The sequence below is a fragment of the Halovibrio salipaludis genome (assembly GCF_002286965.1).
GTDB classification, from domain to species: domain Bacteria; phylum Pseudomonadota; class Gammaproteobacteria; order Pseudomonadales; family Oleiphilaceae; genus Halospina; species Halospina salipaludis.
In genome coordinates this window covers 41,657-55,935 of the sequence record NZ_NSKD01000001.1, presented here as the reverse complement: position 1 = coordinate 55,935, position 14,279 = coordinate 41,657, and the positions used below count along the sequence as shown (strand labels likewise).

Below are 14,279 nucleotides of genomic sequence, written 5' to 3'. Positions count from 1 at the left end.
CTGAAAAACCGAGTATTTTTGGGTCGGGACTATTGACGCGCGGGGAGGAAGTCGATCCGGTAATTGATGGCGTCCTTGCCCGGGTCCTGAAGTCCCAGACGGATACGCCGCCCCTCCCCGGAGGGAATGCGGCCACGTTGTGCTTCGTCGTCCGCCAGGTAGGCCTGTGGCTGGAAAACGCGCTGGGCCACCACATCGTTGTTGAGGTTGGAGAAGCTCAGGGCGATGGCGGGCCACGGCTGGTCAAAGCCGGCTTCGTTGACAATAGTGACCTCCAGCAGAAGGGCATTGGCCATGTCCGGATGGCTGCGGACCACCAGGCGGCGCGGTTCCAGCGCGTCGGTGGCGACCAGGGGGGGCAGCTCACACCCAGCCCATTCGCAGGCCTGCTCGTACCAGGGGCGGATCGGCTCGTAGAGCGCCAGCCGTTCGAAACGGTACCAGCCCAGCTGGTAGACGAGAAGGGCGGCCATACCGGCAATGCCCAGCAGCCATGCCAGTCTGCGCAGCCAGCGCCAGCGGTCGGGCCGACTGGTGACAATGGGGTCGGTGCTCAGTGATTGCCAGTCCGGCCCGCTAGGGGCTGTATTCCGGGGTTCCGGTCGGGGACCAGGCTCCAGCTCGGGCTCCGGGTCAGGCGTCTTTTCCCGGGGCGGTGGTTCCGGGGCAGGGGAGTCGGGCTTGTCGGGGGCTTCGGTCGGTTCACTCTCGACCTCCTGCAGGAGTGACTCCGCCCAGCTTTCATCATCCTCCAGCTGTTCCCGGGAATCCAGGTCGTCGAGCTCGCTGCGGAAGCCCGAACGGTCGCCGGCATCCAGCGCCAGGAAGTCCTCGCTGAAAGCTTCTTCCTCGAGCTCGTCGTGGCCGGCGTAGCGGCTATCCTGAGCGTCCTCCTCCGGGTTGTCGTCGAAGACCAGGTCGTCCGCGTCGGTTTCCGTTCCGGAAGACGGCTCCTGTGGGGCTGTGGACTGGGGTTTGGTGGTGGGGTCTTCTTCCGGCTCGGCGTGTTCAACGGCATTGAACACGTACAGGCAGTGGCCACAGCGTACCCGTCCCCTGGCCGCCTCTATCTGGCGCGGGGTTACCCGGAACCGCGTCTGGCAGTAGGGGCAGCGGGTGAGGGTTTCCGATTCTGTGGCCATGCAGTCGGCTCCACTTCAGTCCGTGTGGCGGGTGCCGGTCAGGCAGATCCAGCCTTCCTGTTCCGTCGGTGACTGCATGTGGAACCAGTGGGCATAGCGATCACTGATCGAGTCGGCCTGGCTGGACAGGATGCCGGAAAGCACAATCCGTCCGCCCGGCCGTACCTGACCGGCCAGTGTTGGTGCCAGAGACAGTAATGGCTGGGCCAGTATGTTGGCAAGCATCAGGTCACAGCGGGTATCCGGCTGGTCCTCCGGGGCATACAGCGCCAGGGCGTCATCGGGAATGCCGTTGCGCCGGGCGTTGTCACGACTGGCATCCAGAGCCTGAGGGTCGTTGTCGGTGCCGACAACGTGCCGGGCGCCCAGTTTGAGCGCTGCCAGCCCGAGGATGCCGGAGCCGCAGCCGTAATCCACGACTTCCAGATCCCTGACTGGGTTGGCGTCCAGCCATTCCAGGCAGAGCCGGGTGGTGGGGTGTGTGCCGGAGCCGAATGCCAGCCCAGGGTCCAGGGTGATGTTCACCGCATCCGGTTCCGGCGGATCCTGCCAGCTCGGGCAGATCCAGAGGCGGTTGCCGAAGCGTTCGGGCCGGAAGTCATCCATCCAGGCCCGCTCCCATTCCCTGTCCTCAAGCAGTTCCGTTTCCATGGATTCCAGGTGGGTCTGGGTGACCGAGTGGTAGGCTTCCGCCACCTGGGCCTGGACGCCGGCGAGATCAGCGTCGCCCTGGAACAGCCCGGTAACCGTGGTGCTGTCCCACAACGGCGTACTGCCCCGCTCCGGTTCATAGAGCGGGGTATCCTCGCTGTCTTCCATGCTCACGGCCTCGGCACCGGCCTCGAGCAGCATCTGTTCCAGCAGCTCGGCATGCTCACTGTCCGACTGGATGTGGAGCTGGACCCAGGCCATGGCTCAGTCCCTTCGGATCAGCTGTTCCAGGTAGTGGATCGTGATGTCTCCGCTGCGGAAGCCTTCATCACGAACCAGCCGCTGGTGCAGTGATCCGTTGGTCTTGATGCCGATGACGACCAGCTCATCCAGCGCGTTGTGCATGCGGGTGAGGCAGATGTCGCGGCTCTCGCCGAAAGTGATGAGCTTGCCCACCAGGGAGTCGTAGTACGGCGGGATGCTGTAGCCGGAATACAGGTGCGAATCCACGCGCACGCCAAGCCCGCCCGGTGGGTGGAACCGTTCCACATGGCCCGGGCTGGGCGAGAAGGTTTTGGGATCCTCGGCGTTGATGCGGCATTCCAGCGCATGGCCGCGGATCTCGATGTCCTCCTGGCGGTAGCGCAGCTTTTCGCCGGCGGCCGCACGGATCTGTTCGGCTACGATATCGACACCGGTGACCATCTCCGAAACCGGGTGCTCCACCTGGACACGGGTGTTCATCTCGATGAAGAAGTACTCGCCATCCTGGTACAGGAACTCGAAGGTGCCGGCGCCCACATAGCCGATCTCGCGGCAGGCGTCGAGGCAGGCCTGGAGCGTGCGCTCCCGGGCTTGAGGATCGATGTGCGGCGCGGGCGCTTCCTCGATGATCTTCTGGTGGCGGCGCTGCAGGGAGCAGTCGCGGTCGCCCAGGTGGATGACGTTGCCGTGCTGGTCCGCAAGCACCTGCACTTCCACATGCCGGGGGCGTTCCAGGTACTTCTCCAGATAGACCGTTTCGTCGCCGAAGGCGCCGCGGGCCTCACGCTGGGTCACATGCACGCCCTTGAGCAGGGCGTGTTCGGTGTGCACCACCTGCATGCCGCGTCCGCCACCGCCGGAGGCGGCCTTGATCAGGACCGGATAGCCGATTTCACGGGCGACCTGGCGGGTGCGCTCCTCGTCGTCGGTCAGCGGGCCATTGGAGCCCGGAACCGTGGGGACGCCGGCCTTGACCATGGAGCGGATGGCGGAAACCTTGTTGCCCATGAGCCGGATGGTCTCGGCGGAGGGCCCGATGAAGCGGAAGCCACTCTTCTCGACCTGCTCGGCAAAGTCGGCGTTTTCGGCCAGGAAGCCATAGCCGGGGTGGATGGCGTCGGCGTCCGTTACCTCAGCGGCACTGATGATGGCCGGGATGTTGAGATAGCTGTCGGCGGCGCTGTTGGGTCCGATGCACACGGACTCATCCGCCAGGCGGACGTGCATCAGGTCGCGGTCCACGCGTGAATGCACGGCTACGGTGCGGATGCCCAGTTCCTTGCAGGCCCGCAATATGCGCAGGGCGATCTCGCCCCGGTTCGCAATCAGTACTTTATTGATCATGATGCGGCGCTTCGCTGTCAGGTGATGACGAACATGGGCTGGTCGTATTCAACGGGCTCGCCGTCCTCGACCAGGATCTGGGAGACGGTTCCGCTGATGTCGGCCTCGATCTGATTCATCATCTTCATGGCCTCGACAATGCAGAGGGCGTCACCGGAGTGTACCTTCTGGCCCACCTCCACGAAGGAGGCTGCGGTGGGCGAGGGTGCCCGGTAGAAGGTACCGACCATGGGTGAGCGTACCAGGTGGCCCTGGGGTTCGTCCGGTTCGGATTTCTCCTCCGCCTGACCACCGCCAGCGCTCGGCTGGGGCTGGGGCGCCGGTGCCGCCTGCTGGGGCGCGGGGGCCGGGGCAGGCGCGGCCATGGTCACGGTATCGCCACGGCGGCGGCTGATCCGGACGGAATCCTCGCCTTCCTGGATTTCAAGTTCCTCGACGTCGGATTCTTCCAGAAGCTCGATCAGTTTCTTGACTTTGCGAATGTCCATATGGGGCTCTCATTCACCTCAGTTTGCGGCATGCGGCGGTCAGGGCCAGTTCATAGCCCTGTGCCCCGAACCCGCTGATCACGCCCTCGGCAATATCCGAGAAAAAGGAGTGATGGCGGAAGGGCTCGCGCGCATGCACGTTGGAAAGATGCACCTCAATGAACGGTATCGCGGCGGCCAGCAGGGCATCCCGCAGGGCCACGCTGGTATGCGTGAAAGCGGCGGGATTGAAAAGGATGAAGTCGATGCCTTCATCGGCCGCGTCATGGATCCGTTCAATGAGCTCGTATTCGGCGTTGCTCTGGAGCGTGAGCAGGTGATGGCCGGCCTCGCTGGTCTGCTCGTGCAGACGCTGGTTGATATCCGCCAGGGTGGCCGCCCCGTAGGTGCCCGGCTCGCGTGTGCCGAGCCGGTTCAGGTTGGGGCCGTGGAGGGCGAGGATCGTGGCCATAATTGTTTCTTTTCGGCTTATTTTGCGTCGGTTTTTGTGTTTTCGCGCTAAGATCCGGGCACGTTCAGAAAAGTGTGAACGCATGTTAGCCGTAGATCAATAGCGGTGATACGAAATATCAATCTCCTGCAACGACCTGGTTGCGGCCCTCGCTTTTGGCGCCGTAGAGCAGGGTGTCGGCACGCTCGCACAGTTCCTGGGGCGATTCGCCCCACCACTGGGCCACGCCACAGGAGAAGGTCACATGGAAATCGGTGCCCGCGGCCGGCTGGCGCAGCTGGCTGAACTTCTCGCGGATCTCGTTCATGACGCCCAGCGCATCCTCCTCCCGGGTGTCCGGCAGTACGATCGCGAACTCCTCGCCGCCATAACGGCCGATGTGGTCGGTCTTGCGCAGGCGCTGCTTGAGGAACAGCGACAGACTCTTGAGGATCCGGTCGCCGATGGGATGGCCATAGGTATCGTTGATCCGCTTGAAGTGATCAAGATCCAGCATGACGAATGTCAGGGGCTGGCCGCTCTGGTGCGCCCGGCTGATCTCCGATTCGAGCAGGCTCAGTGTGTGGGTGTGGTTGTAAAGGCCGGTGAGACTGTCGCGGATCATCAGTGCCAGCAGCGAACGCGCCCGCCGGCCCCGGTTGTGCAGGGTTGCCACCAGGTGCTTGGCATCAATGGGTTTGGTCAGGAAATCGTCACCGCCCATGCTCATGGCGTGCAGCTGCTTGGAGACATCCTCCTCGGCGGAGAGGTAGATGATGGGCACGCTGTGAAGATGGTCCTGCTGGCGGATGACCTTGGCCAGTTCGGTGCCGGTACACCCCGGCATGTACATGTCCAGGATGATGATTTCCGGTGAGAATTCGTCCAGCGCGTCAATGACCTCCATGGGGTCGGTCAGCACGCGCGAGCGCATGCCGGCTTTCTGGAGCACGTTCTCGATGTACTTGGCCTGGGCTTTCGAATCGTCCACCACCATAACCCGGTAGGGGTCGGGTGGATGGGCGTAGGAATAGTGCTCGATCTTCTCGATCAGCTGGCCCGGATCCAGGGCCTGGTAGAAGAATTCCTCACCGCCGGAGCGTACCGCCCGCAGCCGGGTCTCGATGGAGCCGTCCTCGCGGCTCATGTAGAGCACCGGGATGGGGGTTTCATGGCGTTGCTGGATACGCTCCATGGTGGCGATCCCGGCAGTGGCCTCCCCGCCGCCGAAATCCACATCGATCACGATGGTTTCGGGTTTGTTGCGCGCGCATTCCGCGTCCAGCTCGTCCGGGGTTGCGAAGGCCGCGGCCCGGAACCCGAAAAACTCCATCTGGCGGATGATGCGCTGTGCGTAGTCGCTGTCATTGAAAGCGAGATAGATGGGCGTGCGCAGCCAGGTCCGGGGCGTTTCGTCTTCCTGCTGGTCCGAGCGGCGCAGGGTGCAGCGCGAGAGCTGATCCATGCCCCGCTGCAGATTTTCCCGGATCTCGGTGTTGATGGGGCGACCTTCGGGCCAGATCTCGAGCGCCGTCCGGATGCTGTCACCGGCCGCCTCGTGATCCGTCATCTCGAACCGGCGGGCGTACTTGACCAGCTTTTCCGTGGTGACCATCAGGTCTTCACGCAGACCGGGTGGTGGTTCGCCGGCTTCCAGGAACTTCTGCCAGGTTTCGAGGACCACCCGTGCCTGGGTTGTCACGCGGCGGGCGAAGTGCTGGCGCAGCTTCTCCTGCTGGGAGCTGGTGTCTGTCATGACTGAGGACTTGTTATTGGTGTGCTTCGTCACATTCCGTGCATTCACTATAGTCGTTTATTCTGGATCTGTGTCAATCTGGCGTTTTTATGCCCTTTTCGGGGGATCATGATGCGTCGAGCGGATGACACCGGGTACAGCCTGCGCGTGCTCCTCGTGATCTTCATCGGGGGGCTGCTGGCGGTGGTGCTGATGGCGGGCACCTGGTTCAGCGCCAGCCGCTTTGGCGCCTACCTGCAGGATGAACTCCGCATCCAGACCCAGGATGCGGCGACGGCGCTGGGCGTGGCGGTTTCGACCCTTGAGCGTGAGGGCCAGGTGCGGCGGCTGGTGGATGCGGTGTTCGACAGCGGCGCCTATACCCGGATCGAGCTGGTGCGGGCGGACGGCACCCTGCGCCACAGCCGTGAAGTGGAGACAGGGCCGCCGCCGGTTCCGGGGTGGTTCCAGTGGTGGGCTGACCTGCCTTCGCCCAGGGGGGAAGCCACTGTAATGGACGGCTGGGAGCCGGCGGGCAGCGTGCGTGTGCATGCTGACCCCATGCCCGCGCTGGTGCGCCTGTGGCAGAGCTTTCTGGTGGGTCTTGCCTGGAGCGGAGCGCTCCTGATGGTAAGTCTGTGGCTGGCCTGGCGTGGGGCCGGGCGCCTGTTGGCGCCATTGCGCCAGATGGAGCTCCAGACTCAGGCGCTTGAGACGAATGATTTCACGGCCCGTACTGATCCTCCCCGCTCCCGGGAACTGGGCCGTGTTGCCCGGGCGTTGAACCGTATGGCCCGGAGCCTGGGGGAGACGTTTGAGCGCCAGATTGGTCTGATCAACGAACTGGAGCATCGTAACCACCGGGACCCGGTAACCGGACTGCGTACCCGCGAGGCCTTTGATCAGGCGCTGGCAGCGGAGCTCCATTCCCGGGAATCCGCTGCCGGCGGCGTGGTGGCCGTTTTCCGTCCGCGCGGATTCCAGTCGTTCAATGAGGGCCGTGGTCGGGCTCAGGGTAATGCGGTCCTTACGGAATGCGGTGCCGCACTGCTGGACTTTGAGTCCCATCACGAGGGCGTGGTGACTGCCCGGGGGCAGGGCGCCGATCTTCTGGTCTGCATCACCGGCGTCGAGCCGGTGGAGGCGGATGCCTGGCTGCAGGAGCTGGTGGAACAGCTCTCAACGCGATACAGCACCTTCAGTGTCCCCGAGCAGGGCATCTTCCAGGCCGGCGTTACCCGGGTCGAACCGGAGCTGGGTGTGGGCGCACTGCTGGCCCGTGCCGACCAGGGCCTGGCGACGGCGGCGGCCAGCAGTGAACCCCTGCTCTGCTGGGGGCATGCCCTGGCTGCCCCGATCAACGGAGCGGGCGGCTGGCTGGAGGCTATCGACGCGGCACTGGTATCGGAGGAAGTGGCTCTGGCATGGCAGGCGCTGCATGACATGGACGGCAGTGTCCTGATGACCCAGGTACTGGGTCGGCTGAAGCTGGCGGAGCGCTGGGAGGTGGCGGCGCATTTCCTGCCCCATCTGGAGCGCTCGGGCCGGACGCCGGCGTTTGATCGCCTGGTCATTGAACGGGTGCTCTCCGGTGATGGGCCGGGGCTGGACGGCAGCGTGGCCGTATCGCTGGGGTTGGCCTCGCTGGTCGATGACACCTTCATGCACTGGCTGGCCATGCGGCTTGAAGCGGCCGGGGACCAGACCCGCAACCTCTGGCTGGTGGTGCCCGAGCGTGCCCTGCGTGTTCAGCCGGCCGCTGTGTCACTGCTGGCTGAGACAGCCTCACGCGCCGGGGCAGGGTTGATGGTGGACCATTTCGGCTCCGGGGGCGTGAGCTTCGGGTATCTGGGGCGCTACGCCATACAGGCTGTACGCATCAGCCGGGAATACATCCGGGATCTGCATCAGCGCCGGGAGGCACGCTTCTTCCTGTCCAACATCGCGCCGGTTCTGCGTGCCCAGGGGATCCGTGTCTTCGTCAGTGGCGTGGAGGTTGAGGACGAGTGGGCCGTGGTGCGTGAACTGCCGGTGGATGGCGTGATGGGCTTCTATTTTTCCCGGCCGGAGGAGCCGGAAGAGGGGGAGTAACCGGGCGGAGAACCGCCCGGTAACGGCGTCAGCCGGCGGCCTTGACCGCTTCCTCAACCGCCTTGCGTGCCGCTTCGGCGTTGTCCCAGTTGCGTACCTTGACCCACTTGCCGGCTTCAAGATCCTTGTAGTTCTCGAAGAAGTGCTTGATCTGTTCCTTGAGCAGCTCCGGCACGTCTTCAACGTCCTGAACGTCCTTGTAGGCCGTGGTCAGCTTGTCGTGGGGAACGCAGACCAGCTTGGCGTCCTCGCCTTCCTCGTCTTCCATGTTCAGAACACCCACCGGGCGGCTGCGGATGATGGAGCCGGGCATGACCGGATAGGGCGTGATGACCAGAGCGTCCAGCGGGTCGTCATCGTCGGCCAGTGTGTTGGGGATGAAGCCGTAGTTGGCCGGGTAGAACATGGGGGTGGCCATGAAGCGATCCACGAGGACAGCGTCCATGTCCTTGTCGATTTCGTACTTGATCGGCTGGGCGTTGGCCGGGATCTCGATGGCAACGAAGATGTCTTCCGGCGGGTTCTTGCCGGGCGGGATCTTGTCAAAGTTCATGACGGTGTCCTTTCTCTGTGGATGAATGAAGGCTTCATGAAACAGGCGGGAATTATACGCGCGGATCGGCCTGGATAAAAATCAGCACATGACCAAGCGCTTGCTTGGTATGAATGCTTGCGGCACACTCAGACTGTTCACTCTGGCCCTGACCGCTGAAGGAAGGCATTCATGAAAACCTCAACACACTGCTTCAATGAAACCCATGAACAGGCCCGCCAGACGGCGCAGCGCTTTGTGGAGCGTGAAGTGCTGCCGCATATTGATGAATGGGAAGAGGCGGGTGAATTCCCGCGTGAGCTTTATCGCAAGGCCGCTGATGCCGGCCTTCTGGGTGTTGGTTACCCAGAGGCGCTGGGTGGCACCGGGGAAGGGGATCTGTTTCTCAAGGTCGCGGTGAGTGAAGCGCTGATGCGCAGCACCTCCGGAGGGCTGGTCGCGGGTCTGGGCTCCCACGACATTGCCCTGCCGCCCATTGTGAAGTGGGGGCCGAAGGCCATGCGCGAGCGGGTGGTGCCAGAGGTGCTGCGCGGCGATGCGGTGGCGGCGCTGGCGATCACAGAGCCGGGAGGCGGCTCGGACGTGGCCAGTCTCCGGACCCGGGCGGAAAAGGACGGCGATCACTACCGGATCAACGGCAGCAAGACCTTCATCACCAGCGGGCACAGGGCGGATTACTACACCGTGGCCGTGCGCACGGGCGAAGCCGGCCATAACGGCATCAGCATGCTGCTGGTGGAGCGTGATACGCCCGGGTTCTCGCGCGGGCGCATGCTGAAGAAGACCGGCTGGTGGGCCAGTGATACGGCGGAGCTGTTCTTTGAGGATGTCAGAGTGCCAGCGGAAAACCTGATCGGCCAGGAGAACGGCGGGTTCATGGTGATCATGACCAACTTCCTCCAGGAGCGGCTGATGCTGTGCATCATGGGGGCGATGACCGCGCGCCTGGCGCTGGAGAAGGCCATGGACTACAGCCGGGAGCGTGAGGCATTCGGGCGCACCATCAGCGGCTTCCAGGTGACCCGCCACAAGCTGGTTGATATGGCGACCCGGGTGGAGTTGGCCACCCAGTACACCTACCACTGCGCGGCGCTTATGGACGCCGGCAAGGCGCCGGTGAAAGAAGTGGCCATGGCCAAGAACTTCACCGCGGAGGTGGCGGAGGAGGTCACCCGGGAAGCGGTCCAGCTCCACGGCGGCATGGGCTACATGCGCGAAGCCGGCGTGGAGCGCCTGGCCCGGGATGCCCGCATCCTGGCCATCGGAGGCGGTACCACGGAGATCATGAAGGAGCTGATCGCCAGGCAGCTGTCGCTGTGATCAGCGCCCTTTTTCGGTGACACCGGAGGCGGTAGCCACGAACAGCCGGTCCGCCGGGCGCTTGGCGAACAGGCCGTTGGTGACCACGCCGGTGATCTGGTTGATGGCTTCCTCGGCCTTGATGGGGCGGCCCAGGTCCAGGTGGTGCACATCCAGGATGATGTTGCCGTTGTCGGTGGTGAAGCCGGCGCGGTATTCCGGGTCGCCGCCCAGTCTGACCAGTTCGCGCCCCACGTAGCTGCGGGCCATGGGGATGACCTCCACCGGCAGGGGGAAATCGCCGAGCATGTCCACCTGTTTGGTCTCGTCGATGATGCAGAGGAAGGTCTCGGAAGCGGCCGCCAGGATCTTTTCCCGGGTCAGCGCCCCGCCGCCGCCCTTGATCAGCTCCAGGCGATGGTTGGCTTCGTCCGCCCCATCGATGTAGAAGCGGGGTGGTTCCACCGCGTTGAGGTCATAGACGGGGATCCCGTGCTGCCTGAGACGCTCGGCCGTGGCTTCGGAGCTTGCCACCGCCCCGTCGAACTGGTCCTTTTCCCCGGCCAGGGCCTCAATGAAGAAGTTGACGGTACTGCCGGTGCCGATCCCCAGAATGCTGCGTGGGGTCAGTTCCGGAAGCACATGCTTCAGCGCGGCCCGGGCCGCGTCCTGTTTGTGGCTGTCCTGGCTCATAGCGGGCTGTCTCTCCGATGTTCGGTCTTGGAAGCCCAGTATACGGATTACGGTGGGCGGTTAGGAACTGGCTTTCAGCGCGTCCCAGTCAAGCTCCCGGAATCCAAGTACGTGTCCGCCATGCGCTTCAACAAAATGTTCCGCATCCTTCTTCTGTGAAAAAGGAGCTGGGGAATGGCCCATGGCGCCTTCCCGGTCATGGCCGACGACATAGACCGCCTTCGCTGCCTCAATCCAGGCATCGTCCGAGGGCGACTGCCACCGGGTATGGCTGAGGTCATGGACGTAAAGTGCACTGATCCGGGGCTTGGCGTCCGGTTGCCAGGCCCAGGAAAGCAGGTCATTGGTGGAGCAGAAGCCAAGGGTATTGCCATCGTCAACGCAGGCCTGGCCCTTGGGGCCCGGGAAGCTGCTGATGGTCATACCACAGAGCGCGCATTCACGGTCATTGGCCAGGACAATGGGCTGGCAGTCTGTGGTAGCGCTCTGGCCACAGCCTGCCAGCGACAGGATGGGCAGGGCGCCGAGGAAAGCGATGATCTCACGTCGGGTGGTCATACTGGCTCCTTGATCTCAGGTGCGCCGGCGCCGGAATACGGCGATGGCAAGGGCAAGCGGGGCAATGACCCAGAGCCCGAGAAGGGCGATCAGGCCCGCAACCGAGTGGTCCTCACTGGTGGCAATGGCGAGCATGCCACTGGCTTCCGCAACCTGCTCAAAACCGGTCAGGTTGATCAGCCGGAAGATATCCGTGGGGTTGACCATCAGCAGCACCCGGAAGAGGCTTTCGTTCACCTGTCCTTCGGTGCCCACCAGGATCCCGAGAAGCGTCAGGTCATAGACAAGGACGAACAGGAACCACACCATCAGGGCCATTCCCGCCGCACGCGCCTTTTCCCGGGCAGCGGCGCTGATCAGGTAGGACAGTGCCAGAAAGCTCCATCCCAGCAGGATGGCGCTGCCGATGAAAAGGCTGAAGGGGCCGGCGAGGGCGCCCAGGGTGGCTTCGGGATCAAAGACCACAATCACCAGCCCGGCAATGCCGAAGCCCAGGAGCGTGGACAGCCCCATGATGGCCGCGTGACCCATGAACTTGCCCGCGAGCAGTCCGGTCCGGCTCAGCGGGTAGGTTAGCAACAGCAACAGGGTGCCGCTCTCGTCCTCGCCCACAATGCTGTCGTAGGCCAGCATCAGGGCGATCAGGGGGATCAGGAAGACCGCCAGGCTGGCAAGGCTGGCAATGGTGGTCGAGACACGGGTGAAGCCAACCTCGCCGGAGACGGCGGCCCCGAACCAGGCGAGGGCAATGGCCAGCAGTGCGAACACCAGGGTTATGGCAAGGACCCAGCGGTTACGCAGTCCGTCCCGGAATTCCTTGCCGGCAACAACCAGGGATTCATGCATACCGGGTTTCCCCCTCGTTGAGCTCGGTGTCGAAATGGGCGTACAGGCTCTCCAGGGTCGGTGGTTCGACCGAGACATCCGCCAGTCCGGGAAGGTTGAGCAGCTCGTTGAGCACCCTGAGTTTATCCCCGGTTGGAACCGTCAGAACCAGGCTGTTGTCGGAGCCGGGGATGGCTTCCTGAATCGCCGGGTGCAGTCCGGTCTCCGGGAAGCGGGCATCCGCCTGGCGTCGCACACGGATGGTCAGCGGCAGCTCCGCCTGGCTGCGCAGGGCCTCGATGGTGCCTTCCGCCAGCAGGCTGCCGCGCCCGAGAATGGCGACCCGGTCCACGTGCTGCTCGATGCCGGGCAGCACGTGGGAGCTGATGATGATGCCGGTTCCCCGGGCGCGCAGCTCGTCCATGGTGCGGTAGACATCCCGCGTGGCCATGGGGTCCAGCCCCACGGTGGGTTCATCAAGAAGCAGCAGCCGGGGTTCGCCAAGCAGTGCCTGGGCCAGCCCCAGCCTCTGGCGCATGCCCTTGGAATAGGTGCGGACCCGGCGGTTGGCGGCGTGATCCAGGCCCACCTGGCCCAGCAGCCGAGTGACTTCCTTCGGAGACACCCGCTTGAGGCGGGCGAAGTAGGCCAGAACCTCGCGGCCGCTGAGGTTGTCGTAGAAGCTGACGTTTTCAGGAAGATAGCCGAGCTGAAGTCGCAACCGGCCCGATCCCGGTCCCCTGGGATCCTCCCCGAAGACCCGTACCCGCCCGGAGGTGGGGCTGAGAATGCCCAGGATCAGTTTCATGGCTGTGGATTTGCCGGCGCCGTTGTGCCCGAGCAGGCCGAGCACCTCGCCCTCGCCGAGGGAGAGGTCCAGGCTGGTCAGTGCGTGTACGCCGCCGAAGTGGCAGCTGAGCTGGTCAAGGTCCACCGCATTGGTCATGACTGTTGGTCCTGCGTTTCCGGAGGCCGCATCAGCGGATGGCTGTCCTTCACACCCTGGGGTTTGAGGATTGGAAAGGCGGACTGGACCCAGCGCATGAGTTCCACCGCCGGGCTGTTCATCAGCACGCGAGCCATGGGGTAGGTCCAGAGAATCCGGTCGACGGCATCGTTGGGTTCATAGGGAACATCGCCGATGCCGTCGTCATTGATGTCCCACCCCATGTAGTCGCTCCAGTAGTTGCCGCGCCCTTCCTTTGACCATTCCTGGGCGCGGTTGGAGACGTATTTGACCTGGGTGCGGTTACTGATCAACGAATTGCCGTGGATCTCATTGTTTTCGGACCCGGCGGTCATGTGGATGCCGACGGCCGTTTGGGCCAGGGTATTGCCATGGATCCGGTTCTTCTGGGAGTTGTAGATGAACAGGGCCTTGCCCTCGCCGCCTTCAATACTTTCGGTGCCGCCAGGGGTTGTGGAGGATTGGATGCGGACTGCAGTGTTATCCCTGAGCGTCGACTGTGTGATGTAGTTGAGCAGTAATCCGTACCCCTTGTCGTTTTCCGAGCGGTTGTGGATGACATCCAGTCTGGTGGATTGCATCAGGGCGTAGCCGGTGCGATTGCCCCAGCTCTGGTTGCCGCGGACGGTGTTGCTGTTGGAGTACATGTAGTGGATGCCATAGCGCTGGTTGCAGAGCCGGTTCTCCGCCAGCGTATTGCCGTCGCTGACGTTGATGTAGATGCCATCGCGGGCGTGGCAGACTGTATTGTCCCGGATCATGGCGCCGTTGACGTGGTGGAGGTGGATACCGTTACCCCGGTCCTGGGACCGTATGTCGGTATTGCCCGTGATCCGGTTGCGCTCGACCAGCACGTCAGGGGCTGAGTCGACCCAGATCCCGAAGCCCTGGGCCAGAATCCGGTTGCGTCGGATGTGGGTATTGCGGCCCGGGGTCTCAATGAAGATTGCTGATTCATGGTCAGTGAGGTTACGGCCACTGTTACGCAGCAGCAGATCCTGAACCGTGGCTTCCGGTGCGGCTATGGTCAGGATGGTGCCGTCACCATTGCCATCCAGGATTGTGCCCGGACTTCCTTCAAGCGTCAGTGGTGTATCAATCCGGTAGTGGCCTCGGAAGAGGCCGGGTTCAAGTTTCAGGGTGTCGCCCTTTTCGGCGTTACTGAGTGCCTCTGCCAACTGTCCTGGCTGAATGGCGGCCATTGTCCAGGCCGGCATGAGCAGCATACCCAGCAACAGA

The 14,279-nt window shown here is 63.6% G+C and carries 14 protein-coding genes; 2 read left to right on the top strand and 12 right to left on the bottom strand.

Going from position 1 to position 14,279, the window contains the following annotated elements:
- Window positions 1-29: 29 nt before the first annotated feature.
- The 6 genes from CK501_RS00300 to CK501_RS00275 all read right to left on the bottom strand — a co-directional run bounded on the left by CK501_RS00300 (window position 30) and on the right by CK501_RS00275 (window position 6,075).
- The gene (locus tag CK501_RS00300; protein ID WP_095615737.1) at window positions 30-1,142 is read right to left on the bottom strand and encodes a DUF3426 domain-containing protein; all 1,113 of its coding nucleotides are present in this window, start codon (window positions 1,140-1,142) and stop codon (window positions 30-32) included.
- A 15-nt stretch (window positions 1,143-1,157) separates the two neighbouring features.
- Window positions 1,158-2,054: a 50S ribosomal protein L11 methyltransferase gene (gene prmA / locus CK501_RS00295; RefSeq protein ID WP_095615736.1), complete on the bottom strand. Its 897-nt coding sequence runs from the start codon at window positions 2,052-2,054 to the stop codon at window positions 1,158-1,160.
- A gap of 3 nt (window positions 2,055-2,057) precedes the next feature.
- On the bottom strand, window positions 2,058-3,401 hold the full coding sequence (gene accC / locus CK501_RS00290; RefSeq protein ID WP_095615735.1) for an acetyl-CoA carboxylase biotin carboxylase subunit: 1,344 nt from the start codon (window positions 3,399-3,401) through the stop codon (window positions 2,058-2,060).
- Window positions 3,402-3,418: 17 nt separating this feature from the next.
- Window positions 3,419-3,889 (bottom strand): acetyl-CoA carboxylase biotin carboxyl carrier protein, encoded by a 471-nt coding sequence (gene accB, locus CK501_RS00285; RefSeq protein WP_095615734.1) that lies wholly within the window; start codon window positions 3,887-3,889, stop codon window positions 3,419-3,421.
- Between the two features lie 13 nt (window positions 3,890-3,902).
- Entirely contained in the window at window positions 3,903-4,340 is a 438-nt protein-coding gene (gene aroQ, locus CK501_RS00280) for a type II 3-dehydroquinate dehydratase (RefSeq protein WP_095615733.1), read from the bottom strand.
- Between the two features lie 118 nt (window positions 4,341-4,458).
- Window positions 4,459-6,075, bottom strand: a complete 1,617-nt coding sequence (locus CK501_RS00275) for a GGDEF domain-containing response regulator (protein WP_095615732.1) — start codon at window positions 6,073-6,075, stop codon at window positions 4,459-4,461.
- A gap of 108 nt (window positions 6,076-6,183) precedes the next feature.
- Here CK501_RS00275 and CK501_RS00270 point away from each other — a divergent pair, with 108 nt between their 5' ends.
- Window positions 6,184-8,145 (top strand): bifunctional diguanylate cyclase/phosphodiesterase, encoded by a 1,962-nt coding sequence (locus tag CK501_RS00270; RefSeq protein WP_095615731.1) that lies wholly within the window; start codon window positions 6,184-6,186, stop codon window positions 8,143-8,145.
- A 28-nt stretch (window positions 8,146-8,173) separates the two neighbouring features.
- Here CK501_RS00270 and ppa read toward each other — a convergent pair whose 3' ends face one another.
- Complete coding sequence (gene ppa / locus CK501_RS00265; RefSeq protein ID WP_095615730.1) at window positions 8,174-8,698, bottom strand: inorganic diphosphatase; 525 nt, start codon at window positions 8,696-8,698, stop codon at window positions 8,174-8,176.
- Window positions 8,699-8,869: 171 nt separating this feature from the next.
- Between ppa and CK501_RS00260 the strand changes: the two genes are divergently transcribed.
- Window positions 8,870-10,018, top strand: a complete 1,149-nt coding sequence (locus tag CK501_RS00260) for an acyl-CoA dehydrogenase family protein (protein WP_095615729.1) — start codon at window positions 8,870-8,872, stop codon at window positions 10,016-10,018.
- Here CK501_RS00260 and rpiA read toward each other — a convergent pair whose 3' ends face one another.
- Genes rpiA through CK501_RS00235 form a run of 5 tightly spaced genes read right to left on the bottom strand, consistent with a single transcriptional unit; the run spans window position 10,019 to window position 14,257 of the window.
- Window positions 10,019-10,690, bottom strand: a complete 672-nt coding sequence (rpiA, locus tag CK501_RS00255; RefSeq protein WP_095615728.1) for a ribose-5-phosphate isomerase RpiA — start codon at window positions 10,688-10,690, stop codon at window positions 10,019-10,021.
- Window positions 10,691-10,750: 60 nt separating this feature from the next.
- The gene (locus tag CK501_RS00250) at window positions 10,751-11,248 is read right to left on the bottom strand and encodes a nitrous oxide reductase accessory protein NosL (RefSeq protein ID WP_095615727.1); all 498 of its coding nucleotides are present in this window, start codon (window positions 11,246-11,248) and stop codon (window positions 10,751-10,753) included.
- Window positions 11,249-11,263: 15 nt separating this feature from the next.
- A complete protein-coding gene (locus CK501_RS00245; RefSeq protein ID WP_095615726.1) occupies window positions 11,264-12,094 on the bottom strand; it encodes an ABC transporter permease in 831 nt (276 codons plus the stop codon).
- Entirely contained in the window at window positions 12,087-13,019 is a 933-nt protein-coding gene (locus CK501_RS00240) for an ABC transporter ATP-binding protein (RefSeq protein ID WP_095615725.1), read from the bottom strand. Before CK501_RS00240 ends, CK501_RS00245 begins: the two co-directional genes overlap by 8 nt.
- Window positions 13,016-14,257, bottom strand: a complete 1,242-nt coding sequence (locus CK501_RS00235) for a nitrous oxide reductase family maturation protein NosD (protein WP_198949331.1) — start codon at window positions 14,255-14,257, stop codon at window positions 13,016-13,018. Before CK501_RS00235 ends, CK501_RS00240 begins: the two co-directional genes overlap by 4 nt.
- Window positions 14,258-14,279 lie beyond the last annotated feature (22 nt).

Coding starts and splice junctions, on each gene's coding strand:
- CK501_RS00300 (WP_095615737.1), bottom strand. CDS start 1,142: ATGGCCACAGAATCGGAAACCCTCACCCGCTGCCCCTACTGCCAGACG.
- prmA (WP_095615736.1), bottom strand. CDS start 2,054: ATGGCCTGGGTCCAGCTCCACATCCAGTCGGACAGTGAGCATGCCGAG.
- accC (WP_095615735.1), bottom strand. CDS start 3,401: ATGATCAATAAAGTACTGATTGCGAACCGGGGCGAGATCGCCCTGCGC.
- accB (WP_095615734.1), bottom strand. CDS start 3,889: ATGGACATTCGCAAAGTCAAGAAACTGATCGAGCTTCTGGAAGAATCC.
- aroQ (WP_095615733.1), bottom strand. CDS start 4,340: ATGGCCACGATCCTCGCCCTCCACGGCCCCAACCTGAACCGGCTCGGC.
- CK501_RS00275 (WP_095615732.1), bottom strand. CDS start 6,075: ATGACAGACACCAGCTCCCAGCAGGAGAAGCTGCGCCAGCACTTCGCC.
- CK501_RS00270 (WP_095615731.1), top strand. CDS start 6,184: ATGATGCGTCGAGCGGATGACACCGGGTACAGCCTGCGCGTGCTCCTC.
- ppa (WP_095615730.1), bottom strand. CDS start 8,698: ATGAACTTTGACAAGATCCCGCCCGGCAAGAACCCGCCGGAAGACATC.
- CK501_RS00260 (WP_095615729.1), top strand. CDS start 8,870: ATGAAAACCTCAACACACTGCTTCAATGAAACCCATGAACAGGCCCGC.
- rpiA (WP_095615728.1), bottom strand. CDS start 10,690: ATGAGCCAGGACAGCCACAAACAGGACGCGGCCCGGGCCGCGCTGAAG.
- CK501_RS00250 (WP_095615727.1), bottom strand. CDS start 11,248: ATGACCACCCGACGTGAGATCATCGCTTTCCTCGGCGCCCTGCCCATC.
- CK501_RS00245 (WP_095615726.1), bottom strand. CDS start 12,094: ATGCATGAATCCCTGGTTGTTGCCGGCAAGGAATTCCGGGACGGACTG.
- CK501_RS00240 (WP_095615725.1), bottom strand. CDS start 13,019: ATGACCAATGCGGTGGACCTTGACCAGCTCAGCTGCCACTTCGGCGGC.
- CK501_RS00235 (WP_198949331.1), bottom strand. CDS start 14,257: ATGCCGGCCTGGACAATGGCCGCCATTCAGCCAGGACAGTTGGCAGAG.